Here is an 18,539-nt window from a genome sequence, read left to right on the forward strand (position 1 = left end):
TTCTATTAAAAATTATTTGCGTGTTCTATCTTCGTACACTTATTTTGTACTACTTTCATACCTGCTTCTTTTGCTTTTTGTGCAGCTTCATTATTTACTAAACCTAATTGAGTCCATACAGTATCAATATCTCCTCTTTTTATAGCAGCATCAACAACAGCAGCTATAGCATCAGGCTTTCTAAAAATATCAACCATATCAATCTTAAAAGGAATTTCTTCTAAGCTTCTATATACTTTTTCACCTAGGATTTCATCTTCTTTAGGATAAATAGGAACTATTTTAAAACCTGCATTTTTTAAATATTTAGCAACTCTATTTGAAGCTTTTTCTTCATTTGGAGATAATCCTGCTATTGCTATTGTTTTTGTATTATTAAATATTTCAATTATTTCTTCATTATTAGAATTTACACTTGGAAATTCGCACTCCATTTTATATCCTTTAAATTTTATTATTATAATCAATAATTATATCATATAAAGCTTGTTAAAAAAAATTAAAAAATTTTAAAAGATTATTTTTTACTATATGAAAAATATTTTTTTTAATCAATTCTAATAAGTTCTCCTAAAATAGGACATTTTTTATCTTATATTAATGTTTTTATTTTTTAAATAAATAACAATTTATAAAAAATTCATTTTTAATAAGTTTTACTTATAACTATTTTATGGTTTTTTAATATTTATTGATTTATCATTTCATATTATAAGTTTAAATTATGAAAGGATAATTAGTTGATGTTATTAAAAAACTTTTTAAACATGTATATTGAAGGTTTTAAAAACTTAAAAGTAGGAAAAACTCTTTGGAAATTAATATTTGTAAAATTACTCATTATCTTAGTATTTCTTAAATTTTTTATTTATGATGATAACTTTAAAAATACATACAAAACACAAGAAAGAAAAATAGATTTTGTATATAAAAATATTACAAAGGATAAATAATGGAAGAGCATTTAGTTGACTGGTCCAGAGCCCAATTCGCACTAACTGCAATATATCACTGGTTATTTGTACCACTGACTTTAGGTCTTGGTTTTATTATTGCTATTATGGAAACAATATATGTAAAAACAAATAATGAATTTTGGAAAAAAACTACAAAATTTTGGATGACACTTTTTGCCATAAATTTTGCTATTGGTGTTGCTACTGGAATTATAATGGAATTTGAGTTTGGTACAAACTGGGCAAATTACTCTTGGTTTGTAGGAGATATATTTGGAGCACCTTTAGCAGTAGAGGGAATTTTAGCTTTTTTTATGGAGTCAACTTTTTTTGCTGTTATGTTCTTTGGCTGGGATAAAGTATCTAAAGGTTTTCACTTACTATCAACTTGGTTAGTAGCAATTGGTTCAAATCTTAGTGCCTTATGGATTTTAGTAGCAAATGGTTGGATGCAATACCCCATAGGAATGACTTTTAATCCAGATACAGTAAGAAATGAGATGAATAACTTTTGGGAAGTTTTATTCTCTCCTGTTGCTATCTCAAAGTTTTTGCATACAATTTCTAGTGGTTATATAGTAGCTTCATTATTTGTAGTAGGTATTTCTGCTTGGTATTTACTTAAAAAAAGAGAAATAGAGTTTGCTAAAAAGTCTATGATAATTGGAGCTACTTTTGGTTTAATTTCATCAATTTTCATTATATTAAATGGAGATGAATCAGCCCATCAAGTAGCCCTTAAACAACCAGTTAAACTTGCAGCTATGGAAGGACTCTATGAAGGAAAAGAAGATGCTGGAATAGTTGCTGTTGGTATTTTAAATCCTAAAAAAACTCTTACAAATGATGAAGATACTTTTCTTTTTGAAATAGAAGCTCCTTATGCCCTATCACTTCTTGGATATCATAATATTCATGCTTTTGTTCCTGGGCTTAAAGATTTAGTTTATGGAAATGAAAAGTATAATCTTATACCAACTTCACAAAAAATGGCTCAAGGTAAAATAGCTATTCAAGCTTTAAAAAACTATAAAGAAGCAAAAAAGAATAATGACTTAATTGCTATGGCAAAATATGAAAAAATACTAAATGAAAATATAAAATACTTTGGTTATGGACACCTTGATAAACCAGAAGACATTGTACCTCCTGTGGGTATTACTTTTTATGCTTTTCATATTATGGTAGCTCTTGGTTCTTGGTTCTTAGCTTTATTTGCTTTACTTTTATTTTTTGTTCTAAAAAAAGATATTATGCAATATAAATGGCTACTTATAAGTGCTGTTGCTTCTATACCTTTAGGATATATAGCAAGTGAGGCAGGATGGATTGTAGCAGAAGTTGGACGTCAACCTTGGGCAATTCAAGACTTAATGCCTGTTGGTATTGCAGCAACTGATATTTCATCTACAAATGTAAAAATTACATTTTATATGTTTGCCTTTTTATTTACTGCACTTTTAATAGCTGAGATAAAAATCATGTTAAAACAGATTTCAATTGGTCCAAATGGAGGTCACTAAAATGTTTGAAGAACTTACACTATTACAACTACAACAATACTGGTGGATTATAATTTCACTACTTGGTGGAATTTTTGGATTTATTATGTTTGTGCAAGGTGGGCAAACTCTGTTTGGAACTATCTCAAAGGGCGATGAAACTTTAAAAACTATGCTTGTAAACTCACTTGGTAGAAAATGGGAACTTGGATTTACAACACTTGTTTTATTTGGTGGGGCTTTATTTGCAGCTTTTCCTTTGTTTTACTCTACTAGTTTTGGTGGGGCTTATTGGGTTTGGATGGCAATTTTATTTTGTTTTATTATTCAAGCTGTTTCTTATGAATATAGAAAAAAACCTCAAAACTTTTTAGGGCAAAAAGTATATGAAAGCTTTTTATTTATAAATGGAAGTTTAGGTGTTATTTTATTAGGTGTTGCTATTGCTACATTTTTTTCAGGTTCAGCTTTTAGTGTAGATGAAAACAATTTTTCCCATTGGCATACAAGTTTAAGAGGCTTAGAAGCCTTAACAAATCCTTTTAATCTAAGTCTAGGTTTTGCACTATTTTTCTTAGTTAGAATCTCAGGAGCTTTGTATTTTATCAACAATATTAATAATGATATTATTCGAAATAGAGCTATAAAAAGTATAAAAATAAATATGCCTATTTTTTTAGTTTTCTTTTCAATTTTTCTTTTTATATTATTTACAAAAGAAGGTTTTGCTTACAATAATGAAGGTTTAGTTTATTTAGAAAAATATAAATACTTAATAAACTTTTTGGAAATGCCTGTTGTTTTTGCTCTTTTTATTTTAGGGATTTTGATGGTTGTAATAGCTGTTGTTGCAACTATTCACTTTAATATGACTTGCTGTATTAAAACAGGAGGAGTAGGAATAGTTTTAACTGTTATGGCACTATTTTTAAACGTAGGTTTTAATAATACAGCATATTACCCATCTATTTTTGACTTACAAAGTTCCCTTACTATTCAAAATAGTTCAGGTAGTCACTATACACTTACAACTATGTCTTATGTATCTTTGATGGTACCTTTTGTAATAGCATATATTACTTATGTTTGGTATCAAATGGATAAAGTAAAAATCACAAAAGAGGAGATAGAAGATCCCCATGCCCATAATTATTAGGAGTATATATGGAATATTTAAGTTCAATTATATGGCTTTGTTCATGGCCTTTGATTATATATATAGCTTATAAATTATCATTGAAAAATATTAAGGAATAACAAATGATAAAGGCTATGAAAAAAGGATTTGTCTACTTCCTTTTTATAATTATAGTGATAAATGTAGTTCAAAATTTAAATAAAGAAAATATAAAGGATAAAACAAATGATAGTATTTCCACTAAAAACAAATAAAAAAGATAGTGCTATTTCCCCACTATTTGGTAAAGCAAAATATTTTGCTTTTTATGATGGTAAAAGTTTACAAATCGAAAAAAATGAATTAAATTCAGGTTCAAAACTTATTGATTGGTTTATATCAAAAAATGTAGATAAAATAGTTATAAAAGAGATGGGAAGTTCACCTTATGAAAAAATCAAAAAGACTAATATAGAGATTTTTTATGCAGGAGATGAAAGAATCACAAGTGAAGAACTAATAAATAAAATAAATGACCAATCACTACAAAAACTTAAAGAAGAACAAATAAAAGAGATTATCAAAAAGCATAAAAACTCTCATAAACATTCTTCACATTAAAGACTAGAGTTTATCTAGTCTTTGCTGTAAGAAGTTTTTAACTTCTTCATAATGTATTGTTTCTTTAAAAGTATCAAACTTAGCACCAGAAGCATTTACATGACCTCCACCATTTGCTAATTTTTGAGCCATAAGTGAAACATCTACTTTTCCATCTGCTCTAAATGAAGCATTTCCTTTTCTTCCAATATCAATAAAGAAATCATAATCAGGATTAGCCTTTAAAAAAGCATTTGCTGGAATTGAGATAGAACCTAGACAGTATGTTAATAAACCTTTATGTCCATTATAAGTAACTGTAAGATTCTCTTTTACATCTGCAAGAGTTTTTACTAAATATTTTGCACTTAGATTATCTAAAGTATCATCACTTTTATCAAGTCTTAAAAACTCTTTTTTGAAAAAATGTACTTGATTATCAAGCTTGATATTTCCGTCTTTTTCATTTATAAAATCAATTGCTTTTTTAAGTAAAAAAATTCTATATTCTCTATTTAAATCAGCAAAAAGTACATTATTTATCTCTCTTGCTTTAGTAACCATAGACATTAGAACTTTTCCAAATTCAAAGTTTTTATGTTGATCTTCTAGCCAAATATCAATGGCATTTATCGCATCTACTAAAGGCTTCATCCAAGCACTTGTATCACAAATAAAACCATCATACTCTTCAAACATATAATCATATACAATTCTTGTAGCACATCTACTTGTATCTAAATAATACCAATGAAACTTATCAGCACTTTTTTGTCCTGTTGCATGATGATCTAAAAGTTGAAGTTTTATATTAAAACCATCTTCTATTAACTTTTCTACATCTTTATCTAAATCTTTTGACTCTTGAAATGTTAGATTTAAATCACTAATTAAAAATAAAATCTCTTCATTTTTAAACTCTTTTATTTGCTCTAAAACTTTTTTAATACATAATTTAACTTCTAAACCATAATTAGCATTGTAAAAAAAACCTTCTTTAAAATACTCTTTTGTAACTAAATGACAGCCATAACCATCTAAATCATTATGTGAAATATGAAATAGTTTCATGAAGCAATATCTTTTAGAGTTAAATCTTCTAAAAAGCCATTGACTTTTGATTGTAAGTTATTTAGAAGAGGCCAAATTGTACATAACATACCTTTATGGCTTGGGCAGCTATCTATTGATGGTGCACATTCAAAAACTGATGGTATTTTCTCTTCTGCTGCTGTTGTTATTTCTAATATTGTAATTTCATCCCATGCTTTTTTAAGAGCAAATCCGCCATTTACTCCCCTATGAGATACTACAATATCATGTTTTGCAAGGTTTTGCATAATCTTTGCTAAAAATGATTTTGAAATGTCTAATTCTTTTGATAATACATCTACATTCTTTGGATTTTCACTTTTTGCAATTGAAATCAAAGAAAGTAATGCATATTCACTTTTTTTTGTTAATAACATTTTTGTCCCGATATTTTTTATTATTTGTATTTTACATGAAGTATGGTTAAGATAAGTTATTGTGAAGTATTAAAAATGATAATTAATATTTCTTTTAGTTTAGAAAAGACCAAAAAAAAGGTCACAAGCTAACTTGTGACCTTTTTTAAAATTTATTAAGTAGTCTAATTACTTAGCTCTAATTCCTAATGAAGCTACTAATTCAGTAAATTCAGTGTAAGATTTAGCTTTTAAGTATTTTAATAATCTTTTTCTTTTTCCAACCATTTTTAAAAGACCTAATCTTGAAGAGTGATCTTTTTTGTTGATTTTTAAGTGCTCAGTTAATACTTTGATTTGCTCTGTTAAAATTGCAATTTGAACTTGCGCTGAACCTGTATCACCTTCTTTTTTTGCATATTTTGCTACAATACTTGCTTTTACGTCCTGATCTAAAGCCATCATGACCTCCTAATAGGTATATTTATTTCACTTCAAAATTAAAGTGGTCGCGAATTATACTTAGTTTAATTTAAACTTAGTTTAATTTTAAAAGAATTGGGATTTATTTTCCCATTTCTTTTAAATATTTTTCATATTTGATATCTTCAAGCTTAACAGCTTTAGTTTCAACTTCATCTCTCATTTGTTTTTTATACTCTGAGATTTTCTTTCTTACTTCTTTAGATTTTACTCCAATAGTTTGTGCAGCTAAGATTCCTGCATTTTTAGAATTGTTAATAGCAACTGTTGATACAGGAACTCCTCCTGGCATTTGAACAATTGATAATAATGAATCTAATCCACTTAAAGAAGAAGTCTTAACAGGAACACCAATAACAGGTAAAGCTGTTAAAGAAGCAACCATACCAGGTAAGTGAGCAGCTCCACCAGCTCCTGCAATAATAGCTCTTAATCCTCTTTTCTCTGCTTTTTTAGAATACTCAAAAAGTTTCTCTGGTGTTCTATGTGCTGAAACGATTGTTAATTCATACTCAATTCCAAAAAACTCTAACATTTTTGCTGCATCTTGCATTACAGGTAAGTCTGAATCACTCCCCATAATGATCCCAACTAATGGTTTTTTACTCATACTTTTTTGCTCCCTTTAATTTTTAAAATTTCTTTTGCTTTTTCTACTTTTTCTAAAGCCCCATCAACACTATCATCTAAAACCGTGATATGTCCCATTTTTCTAAATGGTTTTGTTTCTTTTTTAGAATAAAAGTGAAAAGATAAACCATCAATTTCTAAGGCATCATGAATACCTTCGATTACGGGTTCACCTGTAAAACCTTCTTCTCCTAATAAATTTACCATTGCAGCAGGTGTAATTAATTTTGTTGAACCTAAAGGTAAGTTTGTAACAGCTCTAATGATTTGTTCAAACTGCGAAGTAGCACAGGCTTCAACTGTATAGTGACCTGAGTTATGAGGTCTTGGAGCAATTTCATTTACTAAAAGTTCATCATTATTTGTTAAGAAAAGCTCAACACCAAAAATACCAACTCCATCTAAAGCTTCAATTGAATCAATTGACATTTGTCTTGCTGCTTCATTGATTTTTTCATCAATTTTTGCAGGTGCAATTACAATATCACAAATATTTACTCTATCATCAAATAGCATTTCTACTACAGGATAACAAGCAATTTGACCTTCAATATTTCTTGAAACCATAACAGCTAACTCTTTTTTAATATCAACTAACTCTTCAATAAAAGTTTCACCAGGAAGTGCATTTGCTAAATCTTCTTTGTCTTTTAATAAAGCAACACCTTTACCATCATATCCACCTTTTCTTGCTTTTTGAATAATTGGTAAACCAAAACTTTCTAAATCAGCAGGAGTTTGTACATTTTTATATTTTGGTACAGGAATACCTTTTTTATCTAAAAACTCTTTTTGTTTAAATTTATCTTGAATTAACTCGATTAAATAAGGTGATGGGTGAATGTTATTATCCTCATCATAAAGTTTTTTAAGAACTGATGTATCAACATGTTCTAATTCAAATGTAGTAACATCACTATCTTTTACAATTTGTTCAAGTTTTTCTTTATCAAAAAAACCTCCAACAATTTGTTTATCAGAAACCTGTGCAGCAGGACAATCTAATGTTGGGTCAAGTATTGTTACATGAAAACCCATTTTTTTAGCTTTTACTGCCATGATTTTACCAAGTTGTCCACCACCAATAATTCCTAATTTTAAATTAGAATAGTTAAAATCTTTAGTCATTCTTCCCTCTTTTTTATTATAAATCTAATTATATAAAATCTAAATTGATAAACTTAATCAAACAATATATTCGTGATTATATCTAAATTTATCTATGATTATTCTTTTGCATTATTTTTAGTGTTATTAATTATTTTTTTTAATTATATTAAAATAATTAAATATTTTTTGATATAATTATATAAACTTAAAAAAGGCTTTAAATTTCATGACTAAAATATTAATAATTGAAGACTCAATTACTTATAGTAATGCACTTTTAGCTCTACTTAGAGCTCCAAATTTCGAAATTCTACAAGCTTTTACTATCAAAAAAGCAAAACAAATATTAAAACAAAATAATGATATTGACTATATACTTTTAGATTTAATACTACCAGATGGAGAAGGTGATGAACTAGTCTTAGAACTAACAATAAAAGAAAGAAATTCTAAGATTATTGTACTAACAGCAAACAATGATATACAAAGAAGAAATCATCTTTTTGAGAATGGAGTAATTGATTACTTTTCAAAAGATGTGCCTTTGAGACTTTTAGTAAAAGATTTACATAAAGTTATTACTAATCTTACAAAAAACAAAGAAAAAGAAGTTTTAGTAGTTGATGATTCATCTTTTGTAAGAAAATCTATAAAAACAATTTTAGAAACTAAAAATTACAAAGTATCAACTGTAAATAATGGTCAAGAAGCAATAAACTTTTTAGAGAATAACCATAAAATAAATTTAATTTTTTTAGACATAGAAATGCCAAAAGTTTCTGGAATACAATTACTTGAAATAATAAAAAAAGATCCTAAAACAAAATCTATTCCTGTAATTGTTTTATCAAGCACAGAAGATAGACAAAAATATGCTTACGTTATAAAAAATGGGGCTATAGATTTTATGAAAAAGCCATTTTTAACAGAAGAGATTCTTCTTAAAGCAGACTTACATATTTCGCAAGCAGAATATATTGATACTATTGCTGAACAAGCAAAAGAATTAAATGAATATAAAAGAGTCTTAAATGAAAGTGATATTGTTAGTAAAACTGACCCAAGAGGTATTATTACACAAGTAAATGATAACTTTTGTAAAATAAGTGGTTTTTCTCAAGAGTATTTAATAGGAAAATCTCACAATGTAGTAAGACATCCAGATATGCCTAAAAAAGTTTATGAAGAACTTTGGTCTCAAATAAAACAACATAAAACATTTAAAGGTATTATTAAAAATTTAAGTAGAGAAGGAACTACATATTATGTAGATGCAACTATTTCTCCTATTATAGATATAGATGGAAATATCAAAGAGATTATTGGAATAAGACATGATATTACAGATGTTATGAATCCTAAAAAACAATTAATTGCTGATTTATCTTATTTAGAAAAGCCCACTCTTATTTTTTTACAAATAGCAAATTATGAGTTATTTAAAGAGTTTTACTCGGAAACTTTAATGCATACATTTGAGTATGAATTTGCACAAATAATATTAGACTATTTCCCAAGTTTTTTTGATTTAAAAAAGGTTTATAATTTAAATAATGGATTATTTGGTTTTTTAAAAAATGAAGACTTAGATGATGACTTTATTCAAGAATCAATGAAAGAAGTAATAAATAAATTCAAAGAAATAGGTATATCTTTTATGGATACAAATTATGATGTTGATATTTGTATTAGTTATTCTAAAGAAAGCCATCATATTTTAGATGATGCTTATTTAGCTATTCAGTATGCTCTAAAATATAAAATCCCTATAATAAATGCAAAAAATTTCCATAAAAGAGCGCAGATTGAAGCTAGAAATAAATTAAAAAATATTGGTATGATAAAAGATGCTTTAGCAAAAGAAGGAAGTTTTATTTCTTTCTTTCAACCAATTGTTAACAATAATACTAATGAAATTGAAAAATATGAATCTCTTATTAGACTAATTGATAAAAAAGGAAATGTCTTATCTCCTTTCCAATTTTTGGATATTGCTAAAAAAACAGGTTATTATTCTGATATTACTGAACACGTTATTGAAAATTCATTTCAAGCTTTAAAGCACACAAATAAAGATATAACAATCAATCTATCTTCATCAGATATTGAAAATTTAAAAGTAAGGGAACAACTTTGGAAATTAGTTTCTAAAAAAGAAAACTATGGAAGAGTAACTTTTGAGCTTTTAGAAGATGAAGAAGTAAAAGATTTCAATCTAGTAAGAGAGTTTATTCTTAAAAGTAAGATTAAAGCAGGAGTTACTATTGCTATTGATGATTTTGGTAGTGGTTATTCAAATTATGAACGGCTACTTCAATTTCAACCAGATATTTTAAAAATAGATGGTTCTTTAATAAAAAATATTTTAACAGATGAATACAGTATTCATGTAGTTGAATCTATTATAGTATTTGCCAAAAAACAAAAAATTAAAACAGTAGCAGAATTTGTAGGAAATAAAGAGATTTTAGAAAAAATAAAAGAATTAGGAATTGATTATTCTCAAGGTTATTATTTAGGAGAGCCTAAAAGACTCTTCTAAGATAATCAACCACCTGTTTGATAAAAGGCTCTTGATGATACTTCATTGTCATCTTGAACTGACCATTTATTTTTTTCAGGTTTGTTTTCTAAAACTTTTTTTAGTATTGCTGCTGCTTCATCAATTTTATTTGCTCTAACAGCATCTTTTATACTCATTGCATCTTCAAAATATAAACATGGAATTAAATACCCCTCAGCTGTTAATCTAATTCTATTACATGCTGCACAAAAATCATCTTTATGTGGTTCTATAATACCAAATTCATATCCATCTTCTAATTTATAATATTGAGCAGGAGAACTAGTATCTCTTGGAACTATTTCAAAGTTTTCATATTTTTTAGAAACTCTTTGTTTTATCTCATCTGAATTTAAACCTTTAGCTCCATCTTTTGCATGGTGATTTTCCATAAACTCTATAAACCTCACAGGATAACCTTTTTGTTTACAAAAATCTAATACTTCAAGAACATCCTCATCATTAATCCCTTTAATAGGAACACAATTTATTTTTATTTTCAGACCTGCGTCATGGGCAGCTTGAATTCCTTTTAAAACTGTTTCAAGAACATTTTTTTGTGCAATTTTTGCAGCTACATCTGGTTTTAAAGAATCTAAAGACACGTTTATTCTTTTTAGACCTGCATCTTTTAATTTTTGTGCAACTTTTGGAAGTAGAAAACCATTTGTTGTTAAAGCTAAATCTATATCATTTTTATAATCATAAACCATTTTTATAAATTCATCTAAACCTTCTCTTAAAAGAGGCTCACCACCTGTAATTCTAACTTTTTTTATTCCCTCATCAATTGCAACTTTAATGAACTTAAATAAATCTTCATAAGATAATAAATTCTCTTTAGGAACCCATGAAAAAGGCTTTTCAGGCATACAGTACTGACATCTAAAATTACATCTTTCAGTTACAGATACTCTTAAATAATCTACTTTTCTTCCAAATCCATCAATTAACATTTTCTTATCCTATTCATTTGTCTATTTGAAGCATAATATAATTTCCCTTAAAAAGGTAAAATTAATTTAACCTTTCCCAAGCTTCAGATAAAGAAGTTACTCTATTAGCAAAAACTAAATATAATGCAATATTAAACTTTGCCAATTGCATTATTTCATCATCTGGGTTTTTAACAATATTTAATGCCTCATTTAAAGTGATTTTATCAAACTCTTTTTTATATAAAACACCATAATCTTTTAAAGAAAATGAAGTTTCTATAATTTCATCATTAGTTTTTTTCCAAAATTTTCCATCTTTAAAAACTTCTGGACTACCTTCACTAGCTTTTACTACAATAACTTCTTTAAAATCATCTTCAAAAATATCTAAGTATTTTTGTACATAAGGTTTATGAAATGCTGTAGTAACACCATATTCACTTACCCCTGGATTTAAAAGTTTTTCAACAGTATTAAATGCTGTTCTAAGGCCTAACTCATGTCTTAAAGTTGTTAAATCACTCAACTTATTTAAGTATTCTATCCTATTAAAGTAGAATAAAAATCGACCTAGGTCAAGATTTTCAAAAATTTCTTTAGTTGTTAGTCCATTTTTTGCTGGTTGAACATAATCACCTGAAATAACTAAATTAAGTTTTCTTATATCTTTATTGTTTTCATAAAACTTTTCTAATATTTCATCATATAAAGGAAATAAAAATGGATTCTTAACTCTTCCATCAAAAGAGTAACCAAGCTCCATAGAGTCTTCAATTTTTTTTGGATTCATAAAAGATTTAAGAGCTTTAACTGTTCCCTTTAACTCACCAATAGTTTCAAATTTTGTTCTCCATGCAACTAAAAAAGCACCAATTTGAGCATCTGTAACATCTCTATTTAATATTAATTTTATTGCATCAACTATTTCATCTTCATTTAATTCTCTATTTCCTTTAGGACCTGTCCCAACTGCTTTTATATACTTTTTAAAACTCATTTTATACCTTATAAATAGTTCATTTAATTTATTTTTGTTGTAGGATAATATACAATAGCTTAAAGATAACAAATTAAAAGGACACACTTGCCTATACAAGAAACCATTTCAAAAATAAGTTTTTTTAATAGTTTAAATAAAGAACAAATAGATGAAATTGCATCTATATCAAATGTAATCAATTACCCAAAAGATTCCATTTTATACTATGAAAGTGATACCTCTAATAGTTTACTTTTTTTAGTAAAAGGTCTGATTAAAATATATAAAATTGATAAGTTTGATAATGAGATTTTCTTATATCATGTTTATGAAAATAGTATGATTTCAGAACTTAGTTCTTTAAGAAGTGATGAGATTTACTGTTTTTCAAATGCAGAATTTACAGAAGATTCAACTGTATTATCAATAGACTTTGAAAAATTTCAAGAACTTTTTCTATCAAAAAATATTCTTACAATGGATTTAATGGAAATATTATTGGATAAAACTCATCAATTACAATGTATTGTAAATAGAGAACTAGTATTTGACGCAACAGCAAAGGTTGCATTTATGTTAAATCAAGATCTTGAAATGTTTAATAAACTAAAAAGACAAGAAGTATCTTTTATGTTACATATTCAACCAGAGACACTCTCAAGAGTTCTTAAAAGGCTGGTTAGAAATAATACTATTGAAATAGTAAGTGGAAATGTCAAAATAATAAATGAAGAAGAACTAATATCAACTTTCAGAGGAGTAGGAGTATGAATCAAAATACAATAGGTAGGAAAATTAGAATTATAGGTATTTTATTTATTTTTCTAATGACAATAATTATAGCAACAACTACATATTTAAGTAGTAAAAATAAAAAAGATGCCCTAGTAATAAATATTGCAGGAAAAGAAAGAATGCTTACTCAAAGAATTTCTAAAAATATCTTTTATTTATATCATAATAAAGATTACTCCTTTTCTGAACTTGATAGTGCAACTTTAGAGTTTATTTATAATTTAAATTCTTTAAAAGATGGTAATAACTTAATTGGAATATTTAAAGCTCCTACAGATAAAATTGCAGAACAAATATCAAAAGTTGAAATTTTATGGAACAGTTTTTATAATAATATAAACAGATTTAAAGAACTTTTATTAATAAGAAATCAATCTAATGAAAAAGAATTGAAAAATATAGTAAATACTGTTTATGAAACTAATAATAAACTTTTAGAAGAAGTAGATAGATTAGTATCTATGTATACTATATATACTGAAAGTAAAACTGAATATATTAAATACATGCAATACTTTTTTGCTTTTACTATTATATTCTTAATTATCTATAGTATTATTCAGTTAAAAGCAATGGAAGAAAATGCTAGAAAATTCTTAGAGTATTCAAAAAAACTTGTAGAAACTTCAGGAACTCAACCCTTAGAACCTATAAGAATAGAAGCAGAAGAAGAGATTAAAGAAGCAACAGATACAATAAATTGTTTCATAAATAAAGTTAATTCAGCAGTTGAATACTCAACTAGTGCTTCTAAAAAACTAGAAGAAATCACAGCAGAATTTGATGAAATCCTTGATGAATTAAATAATAATACAAATATATCTTCACAACAATTAAATAAAAGTGAAGATATGGTTATAGAATCTCAAGAAGAACTGATTAATTCATCAAAAAAACTTCAAGACTTAAAAAAACAATTAGATTCTCTAATTAATAACTGTAAAACTCAAGCTTAATGAGTTTTACAGAAAAAAAAGATTTTAATCTCTACTATTTTAATATACTATATTCTTATAAGGTATATTTTTGTATACTTTAAAAAAATAAACTCTTAAGGTAATAAATGGGAAAGGTATATTTAACAGGAGCAGGTCCTGGAGATATAGAACTTATGACAATCAAAGCATTGAAAGTTGTACAAAATGCAGATGTTATTATATATGATAGATTAGCAAATAGTGAAATATTAAAAGAAGCAAAAAAAGATGTAAAACTTATTTTTGTAGGAAAAGAAAAAGGAAATCATAGAGTTCCACAAGATGAAATAAATGAACTTATCTTTCAAAATGCTTTAAAATATGAAAATGTTGTAAGACTAAAAGGTGGTGATCCTTTTGTTTTTGGTAGAGGTGGAGAAGAAGCCTTATATTTAAAACAAAGAGATATAGAATTTGAAATTATTCCAGGAGTAACCTCAGCTATTTCTGTTCCTGCTTATGCAGGTATTCCTATTACACATAGAGGTATCACTCCTTCTTTTAGAGTTGTAACAGGTCATAGAAAAAGTAGTGATAATATTGCAAAAATAAATTGGGATAGTTTTATAGAAGATGAAACTATTGTATTTCTAATGGGCTTACACAATATTGAACTAATAGTAAGTAAACTTTTAGAAGTAGGAAAAAAAGAAGATTATCCATCTGCTATAATTTCAAATGGTACAACTAAAAATCAAAAAGTAATAACTGGAACATTAAAAGATATTGTTTCAAAATCTAAAGAAGCCCAAAGCCCTGCTATTATAATTGTAGGGGAAGTAGTAAACTTAAGAAATGAATTAAAATGGTTTAATTAAACCATTTTTCTTTTCTAAACGCTCAAAAACCCATAAAATAGAGCTTTATTTCTATTTACAGTTTTTTATAATCAATTTTATTTCTATATAATTTTTATATATCTTATTAAATTTAAAAAAGTTTCAAAAAAATTCAAAATTATCTATTAAATATATACTATTGCTACCTAAATGCTATATTTAACTAATATACTGAATTACAAGTTAAATTCAATTAATTTCAAAAAGTTATTTAGAATTTACAAAAAAACTTTAAGGATGAGAAATGAGATTTTTAAAAACTGCTTCATTAAGCATAGCAACTGTAGCTTTATTAGCAAGTGTTTCTACAGCAGATACATTAGATTCTGTTAAGAAAAAAGGTGTTTTAAATTGTGGTGTTTCTACAGGAATTGCTGGTTTTTCTGCAACTGATTCAAGTGGACAATGGAAAGGCTTAGATGTTGATATGTGTAAAGCTGTTGCATCGGCTGTTTTTGGTGATGCTTCAAAAGTCAAATATGTTGCCTTAACTGCAAAAGAAAGATTTACAGCATTACAAAGTGGTGAAATCGATTTATTATCTAGATCAACTACTTGGACTAATACAAGAGATACATCCCTAGGTCTTAACTTTGCTGGTGTAAATTATTATGATGGGCAGGGTTTTTTAATCAATAAAGATATTGGTGTAAATTCAGCAAAAGAGTTAGATGGAGCAACTGTTTGTATTCAAGCTGGAACTACAACAGAGCTTAACTTAACTGATTACTTTAAAGCAAATAAAATGACTTATAAACCAATTACTTATGATACATCTGGTCAAACTATTGAAGGATTTAAATCTGGGAGATGTGATGTTGTAACATCTGATGCTTCTCAACTTTATGGATTAGTTTTAAAAGTAAAAGACCCTTCAACTGTAAAAGTACTTCCTGAAATTATTTCGAAAGAACCGTTAGGTCCTGTTGTTAGACAAGGCGATGACAAATGGTTTAATATTGTAAAATGGACTCATATTGCGATGCTTAATGCAGAAGAATTTGGAATAACTCAAGCAAATGTAGATTCAATGTTAAAATCTAAAAACCCAGGGATTAAAAGAATTTTAGGGGAATCAGGAAAAGCAGGTGAAAACTTAGGATTAGATGCAAAATGGGCATACAATATAATAAAAAATGTTGGAAACTATGGAGAATCATTTGAAAGAAATGTTGGGGCTAACTCTCCACTTAAAATTGATAGAGGTTTAAATAAACTTTGGACTGATGGTGGTTTACAATATGGAGCACCAATCAGATAGTTTTATCTAATATTTTAAAATATTAATTTCTATCAAATCAAGGGGGAATAATCCCCCTTCTTTATAAGGTATAAAAATGAATAAAAAAAATAAGCCCCCAATGCTTTCAAGTGCATTTTATAATAATCCTGAGAATAGGGCCATTATTTATCAAGTAGTTGCACTTGTAGCCATATTTATATTTAAATATTTTGTTTTAAATAATATGTTTATAAATATTGAAAAACGTGGAATTAACACTGGTTTTGATTTTTTAAGCAGTGAAGCTGGTTTTGGAATCTTACAATCATTAATCGCTTATGATGAATCAGATACTCATGGAAAAGTATTTATAGTTGGTTTACTAAATACTATTTTAGTTTCTGTTATTGGTATTATCTTCGCAACTTTAATTGGTTTATTAGTAGGAATTGGTAGACTTTCAAAAAACTGGATGGTTTCAAAACTATCAATGTTATATGTTGAAACATTTAGAAACATCCCCATTCTTTTACAAATTCTTTTTTGGTATAACGTTGTATTAGCAGCCCTACCAAGCCCAAGACAAAGTATTTCTTTTTTTGACTCTATTTTTTTTAATAATCGTGGGTTATATATTCCTAAACCTATTTTAGAAAGTGGTTTTATTGCAGTTATCATTGCTTTTATCTTAGCTATTATAGCTGTCATTTTCCTATCAAATTGGGCCAAAAAAAGACATGATGAAACAGGAGAAGAGTTTCCTTTGATTCCTACTTCTTTAGCTATTTTAATAGGTGCACCTATATTAGTTTATTTCTTAAGTGGTACACCTGCTACATTAGAATATGCACAATTAAAAGGTTTTAACTTTAGAGGTGGTTGGACTTTAATTCCAGAACTACTTGCCCTAGCCTTTGCACTTAGTATTTACACAGCTACATATATAGCAGAAGCTGTAAGAGCAGGTATTGAAGCTGTTCCAAAAGGTCAAAAAGAAGCAGCTCATGCTTTAGGATTAAAAGACTATGTTATCTTAAAAAAAGTTGTTTTACCACAAGCATTAAGAGTTATTATTCCTCCTGTTATTAATCAGTATCTAAATCTAGTAAAAAACTCCTCATTAGCAACTGCTATTGGATATCCTGAATTAGTAACTATTTTCTCAGGTACATCACTAAATCAAGTAGGACAAGCAATTGAGATTATCTTGATGACAATGGCTGTTTATTTAACACTAAGTATTCTTATTTCAGTGCTAATGAACTATGCAAATAAAAAAATGCAAATAAAGGAGAGATAATGGCTATTTATGAAAAACTAGAAGCAAGACCTGCTCCTTCAAATACAAAAGGTGTTATTCACTGGGCCAAAGAGAATTTGTTTAATTCTATTCTTAGTACAGTTTTAACACTAATATCATTTTATTTTCTTTATCTTGTTATTCCTCCTTTATTAGATTGGATGATTTTTGATGCTACTTGGAGTGGAACAAAAGAAGAGATTACAAAAGATGGTGCAAGATGGATTTTTATTTTTGAGAAATTTAATCAATTTATCTATGGTTTCTATCCAGAAGAGTTATATTGGAGACCAAACTTAGCTTTATTTATTTTTCTTGTTTATGTAATTGCTTTTAAAAAGATTGATAATATTAAAGTAAGAGCATTTATCATTCTTTCATTTCCTGTATTTACTTATATTTTAGTTGCAGGTGGTTTTGGTCTAGAAGTAGTTGAAACTGAAAAATGGGGAGGTTTATTACTTACTATTATCGTGGCTTCTGTTGGTATTATTGCTTCTTTTCCTATTGGAATTATTTTTGCTTTAGGAAGACAATCTAATATGCCAATAATTAGAACAATTTCAATTATATATATTGAGTTTATTAGAGGTGTTCCTTTAATTACAATTTTATTTATGGCTTCTGTTATTTTACCTTTATTCTTCCCCGAGGGAATGGATTTTGATAAGTTATTAAGAGCTTTAATTGGTATTACTTTATTCCAAGCTGCTTATATTGCAGAGGTTATTAGAGGTGGTCTTCAAGCTATTCCAAAAGGACAATATGAGGCAGCAGATGCTTTAGGTTTAACATATTGGAAAAAAATGGGATTAGTTATCTTACCACAAGCCTTAAAAATTTCTATTCCAAATATTGTTGGTTCATTTATTTCATTATTCAAAGATACTACGCTTATCTTAATTATTGGATTATTTGATGTTCTTGCGATGGTAACACTTACAAATAGTGATACTAACTGGTTAGGTTTTGAAACAGAAGGTTATGTTTTCGTAACGATGATATATTGGGTTATTTGTTTTAGTATGTCTAAATATGCTAAATCAATTGAAAATAGATTTAATACAAATCATAGATAAT

The 18,539-nt window shown here is 27.2% G+C and carries 19 protein-coding genes; 11 read left to right on the forward strand and 8 right to left on the reverse strand.

Annotated elements, in window-relative coordinates; genetic code table 11:
- Positions 1 to 5 precede the first annotated feature (5 nt).
- The gene (locus ACH5BH_RS04835) at positions 6 to 434 is read right to left on the reverse strand and encodes a CoA-binding protein (protein ID WP_404307562.1); all 429 of its coding nucleotides are present in this window, start codon (positions 432 to 434) and stop codon (positions 6 to 8) included.
- A 309-nt stretch (positions 435 to 743) separates the two neighbouring features.
- On the opposite strand from ACH5BH_RS04835, the gene ACH5BH_RS04840 reads away from it, so the two are divergent.
- The 4 genes from ACH5BH_RS04840 (at position 744) to ACH5BH_RS04855 (ending at position 4,196) form a co-directional block, all read left to right on the forward strand.
- Complete coding sequence (locus ACH5BH_RS04840; protein ID WP_404305835.1) at positions 744 to 953, forward strand: DUF4492 domain-containing protein; 210 nt, start codon at positions 744 to 746, stop codon at positions 951 to 953.
- Positions 953 to 2,479: a cytochrome ubiquinol oxidase subunit I gene (locus tag ACH5BH_RS04845; protein ID WP_423297635.1), complete on the forward strand. Its 1,527-nt coding sequence runs from the start codon at positions 953 to 955 to the stop codon at positions 2,477 to 2,479. The genes ACH5BH_RS04840 and ACH5BH_RS04845 overlap by 1 nt, the downstream gene beginning before the upstream one ends.
- Before the next feature lies 1 nt (position 2,480).
- Positions 2,481 to 3,614, forward strand: coding sequence for a cytochrome d ubiquinol oxidase subunit II (gene cydB, locus ACH5BH_RS04850; RefSeq protein ID WP_423297636.1), 1,134 nt, complete (start codon positions 2,481 to 2,483; stop codon positions 3,612 to 3,614).
- A gap of 207 nt (positions 3,615 to 3,821) precedes the next feature.
- Complete coding sequence (locus ACH5BH_RS04855; RefSeq protein ID WP_404305841.1) at positions 3,822 to 4,196, forward strand: NifB/NifX family molybdenum-iron cluster-binding protein; 375 nt, start codon at positions 3,822 to 3,824, stop codon at positions 4,194 to 4,196.
- A 3-nt stretch (positions 4,197 to 4,199) separates the two neighbouring features.
- Here the strand turns inward: ACH5BH_RS04855 and ACH5BH_RS04860 are convergent, their stop codons facing one another.
- The 5 genes from ACH5BH_RS04860 to ACH5BH_RS04880 all read right to left on the reverse strand — a co-directional run bounded on the left by ACH5BH_RS04860 (position 4,200) and on the right by ACH5BH_RS04880 (position 7,864).
- On the reverse strand, positions 4,200 to 5,246 hold the full coding sequence (locus ACH5BH_RS04860; protein ID WP_404305843.1) for a DHH family phosphoesterase: 1,047 nt from the start codon (positions 5,244 to 5,246) through the stop codon (positions 4,200 to 4,202).
- Positions 5,243 to 5,644 carry an RrF2 family transcriptional regulator gene (locus ACH5BH_RS04865; protein WP_404305845.1) on the reverse strand — a complete coding sequence of 134 codons (402 nt, stop codon included), beginning with the start codon at positions 5,642 to 5,644 and terminating at the stop codon, positions 5,243 to 5,245. The genes ACH5BH_RS04860 and ACH5BH_RS04865 overlap by 4 nt, the downstream gene beginning before the upstream one ends.
- Before the next feature lie 168 nt (positions 5,645 to 5,812).
- Positions 5,813 to 6,085: a 30S ribosomal protein S15 gene (gene rpsO, locus ACH5BH_RS04870; protein WP_404305847.1), complete on the reverse strand. Its 273-nt coding sequence runs from the start codon at positions 6,083 to 6,085 to the stop codon at positions 5,813 to 5,815.
- 103 nt (positions 6,086 to 6,188) lie between these two features.
- A complete protein-coding gene (gene purE / locus ACH5BH_RS04875; protein WP_404305849.1) occupies positions 6,189 to 6,716 on the reverse strand; it encodes a 5-(carboxyamino)imidazole ribonucleotide mutase in 528 nt (175 codons plus the stop codon).
- On the reverse strand, positions 6,713 to 7,864 hold the full coding sequence (locus ACH5BH_RS04880) for a 5-(carboxyamino)imidazole ribonucleotide synthase (RefSeq protein ID WP_423297637.1): 1,152 nt from the start codon (positions 7,862 to 7,864) through the stop codon (positions 6,713 to 6,715). The genes purE and ACH5BH_RS04880 overlap by 4 nt, the downstream gene beginning before the upstream one ends.
- Positions 7,865 to 8,072: 208 nt before the next feature.
- Between ACH5BH_RS04880 and ACH5BH_RS04885 the strand changes: the two genes are divergently transcribed.
- Positions 8,073 to 10,388 carry an EAL domain-containing protein gene (locus ACH5BH_RS04885; protein WP_423297638.1) on the forward strand — a complete coding sequence of 772 codons (2,316 nt, stop codon included), beginning with the start codon at positions 8,073 to 8,075 and terminating at the stop codon, positions 10,386 to 10,388.
- Between the two features lie 5 nt (positions 10,389 to 10,393).
- Here the strand turns inward: ACH5BH_RS04885 and moaA are convergent, their stop codons facing one another.
- Both moaA and ACH5BH_RS04895 read right to left on the reverse strand, forming a co-directional pair.
- Complete coding sequence (gene moaA, locus ACH5BH_RS04890) at positions 10,394 to 11,365, reverse strand: GTP 3',8-cyclase MoaA (protein WP_404305855.1); 972 nt, start codon at positions 11,363 to 11,365, stop codon at positions 10,394 to 10,396.
- Positions 11,366 to 11,426: 61 nt separating this feature from the next.
- Positions 11,427 to 12,344, reverse strand: a complete 918-nt coding sequence (locus ACH5BH_RS04895; RefSeq protein ID WP_404305856.1) for a glycosyl transferase — start codon at positions 12,342 to 12,344, stop codon at positions 11,427 to 11,429.
- Between the two features lie 87 nt (positions 12,345 to 12,431).
- Here ACH5BH_RS04895 and ACH5BH_RS04900 point away from each other — a divergent pair, with 87 nt between their 5' ends.
- The 6 genes from ACH5BH_RS04900 to ACH5BH_RS04925 all read left to right on the forward strand — a co-directional run bounded on the left by ACH5BH_RS04900 (position 12,432) and on the right by ACH5BH_RS04925 (position 18,538).
- The gene (locus ACH5BH_RS04900) at positions 12,432 to 13,097 is read left to right on the forward strand and encodes a Crp/Fnr family transcriptional regulator (protein WP_404305858.1); all 666 of its coding nucleotides are present in this window, start codon (positions 12,432 to 12,434) and stop codon (positions 13,095 to 13,097) included.
- Positions 13,094 to 14,077 (forward strand): type IV pili methyl-accepting chemotaxis transducer N-terminal domain-containing protein, encoded by a 984-nt coding sequence (locus ACH5BH_RS04905; RefSeq protein WP_423297639.1) that lies wholly within the window; start codon positions 13,094 to 13,096, stop codon positions 14,075 to 14,077. The genes ACH5BH_RS04900 and ACH5BH_RS04905 overlap by 4 nt, the downstream gene beginning before the upstream one ends.
- A gap of 107 nt (positions 14,078 to 14,184) precedes the next feature.
- A complete protein-coding gene (cobA, locus tag ACH5BH_RS04910; RefSeq protein ID WP_423297640.1) occupies positions 14,185 to 14,916 on the forward strand; it encodes a uroporphyrinogen-III C-methyltransferase in 732 nt (243 codons plus the stop codon).
- 265 nt (positions 14,917 to 15,181) lie between these two features.
- Positions 15,182 to 16,198 carry an amino acid ABC transporter substrate-binding protein gene (locus ACH5BH_RS04915; RefSeq protein WP_404305864.1) on the forward strand — a complete coding sequence of 339 codons (1,017 nt, stop codon included), beginning with the start codon at positions 15,182 to 15,184 and terminating at the stop codon, positions 16,196 to 16,198.
- 76 nt (positions 16,199 to 16,274) lie between these two features.
- Positions 16,275 to 17,459: an amino acid ABC transporter permease gene (locus ACH5BH_RS04920; RefSeq protein ID WP_423297641.1), complete on the forward strand. Its 1,185-nt coding sequence runs from the start codon at positions 16,275 to 16,277 to the stop codon at positions 17,457 to 17,459.
- Positions 17,459 to 18,538, forward strand: a complete 1,080-nt coding sequence (locus ACH5BH_RS04925; protein ID WP_404305868.1) for an amino acid ABC transporter permease — start codon at positions 17,459 to 17,461, stop codon at positions 18,536 to 18,538. The genes ACH5BH_RS04920 and ACH5BH_RS04925 overlap by 1 nt, the downstream gene beginning before the upstream one ends.
- Position 18,539: the final 1 nt, after the last annotated feature.

The sequence above is a fragment of the Arcobacter rhizosphaerae genome, assembly GCF_049472155.1.
Taxonomy (GTDB): Bacteria; Campylobacterota; Campylobacteria; order Campylobacterales; family Arcobacteraceae; genus Arcobacter_B.

Coding starts and splice junctions, on each gene's coding strand:
- ACH5BH_RS04835 (WP_404307562.1), bottom strand. CDS start 434: ATGGAGTGCGAATTTCCAAGTGTAAATTCTAATAATGAAGAAATAATT.
- ACH5BH_RS04840 (WP_404305835.1), top strand. CDS start 744: ATGTTATTAAAAAACTTTTTAAACATGTATATTGAAGGTTTTAAAAAC.
- ACH5BH_RS04845 (WP_423297635.1), top strand. CDS start 953: ATGGAAGAGCATTTAGTTGACTGGTCCAGAGCCCAATTCGCACTAACT.
- cydB (WP_423297636.1), top strand. CDS start 2,481: ATGTTTGAAGAACTTACACTATTACAACTACAACAATACTGGTGGATT.
- ACH5BH_RS04855 (WP_404305841.1), top strand. CDS start 3,822: ATGATAGTATTTCCACTAAAAACAAATAAAAAAGATAGTGCTATTTCC.
- ACH5BH_RS04860 (WP_404305843.1), bottom strand. CDS start 5,246: ATGAAACTATTTCATATTTCACATAATGATTTAGATGGTTATGGCTGT.
- ACH5BH_RS04865 (WP_404305845.1), bottom strand. CDS start 5,644: ATGTTATTAACAAAAAAAAGTGAATATGCATTACTTTCTTTGATTTCA.
- rpsO (WP_404305847.1), bottom strand. CDS start 6,085: ATGGCTTTAGATCAGGACGTAAAAGCAAGTATTGTAGCAAAATATGCA.
- purE (WP_404305849.1), bottom strand. CDS start 6,716: ATGAGTAAAAAACCATTAGTTGGGATCATTATGGGGAGTGATTCAGAC.
- ACH5BH_RS04880 (WP_423297637.1), bottom strand. CDS start 7,864: ATGACTAAAGATTTTAACTATTCTAATTTAAAATTAGGAATTATTGGT.
- ACH5BH_RS04885 (WP_423297638.1), top strand. CDS start 8,073: ATGACTAAAATATTAATAATTGAAGACTCAATTACTTATAGTAATGCA.
- moaA (WP_404305855.1), bottom strand. CDS start 11,365: ATGTTAATTGATGGATTTGGAAGAAAAGTAGATTATTTAAGAGTATCT.
- ACH5BH_RS04895 (WP_404305856.1), bottom strand. CDS start 12,344: ATGAGTTTTAAAAAGTATATAAAAGCAGTTGGGACAGGTCCTAAAGGA.
- ACH5BH_RS04905 (WP_423297639.1), top strand. CDS start 13,094: ATGAATCAAAATACAATAGGTAGGAAAATTAGAATTATAGGTATTTTA.
- cobA (WP_423297640.1), top strand. CDS start 14,185: ATGGGAAAGGTATATTTAACAGGAGCAGGTCCTGGAGATATAGAACTT.
- ACH5BH_RS04915 (WP_404305864.1), top strand. CDS start 15,182: ATGAGATTTTTAAAAACTGCTTCATTAAGCATAGCAACTGTAGCTTTA.
- ACH5BH_RS04920 (WP_423297641.1), top strand. CDS start 16,275: ATGAATAAAAAAAATAAGCCCCCAATGCTTTCAAGTGCATTTTATAAT.
- ACH5BH_RS04925 (WP_404305868.1), top strand. CDS start 17,459: ATGGCTATTTATGAAAAACTAGAAGCAAGACCTGCTCCTTCAAATACA.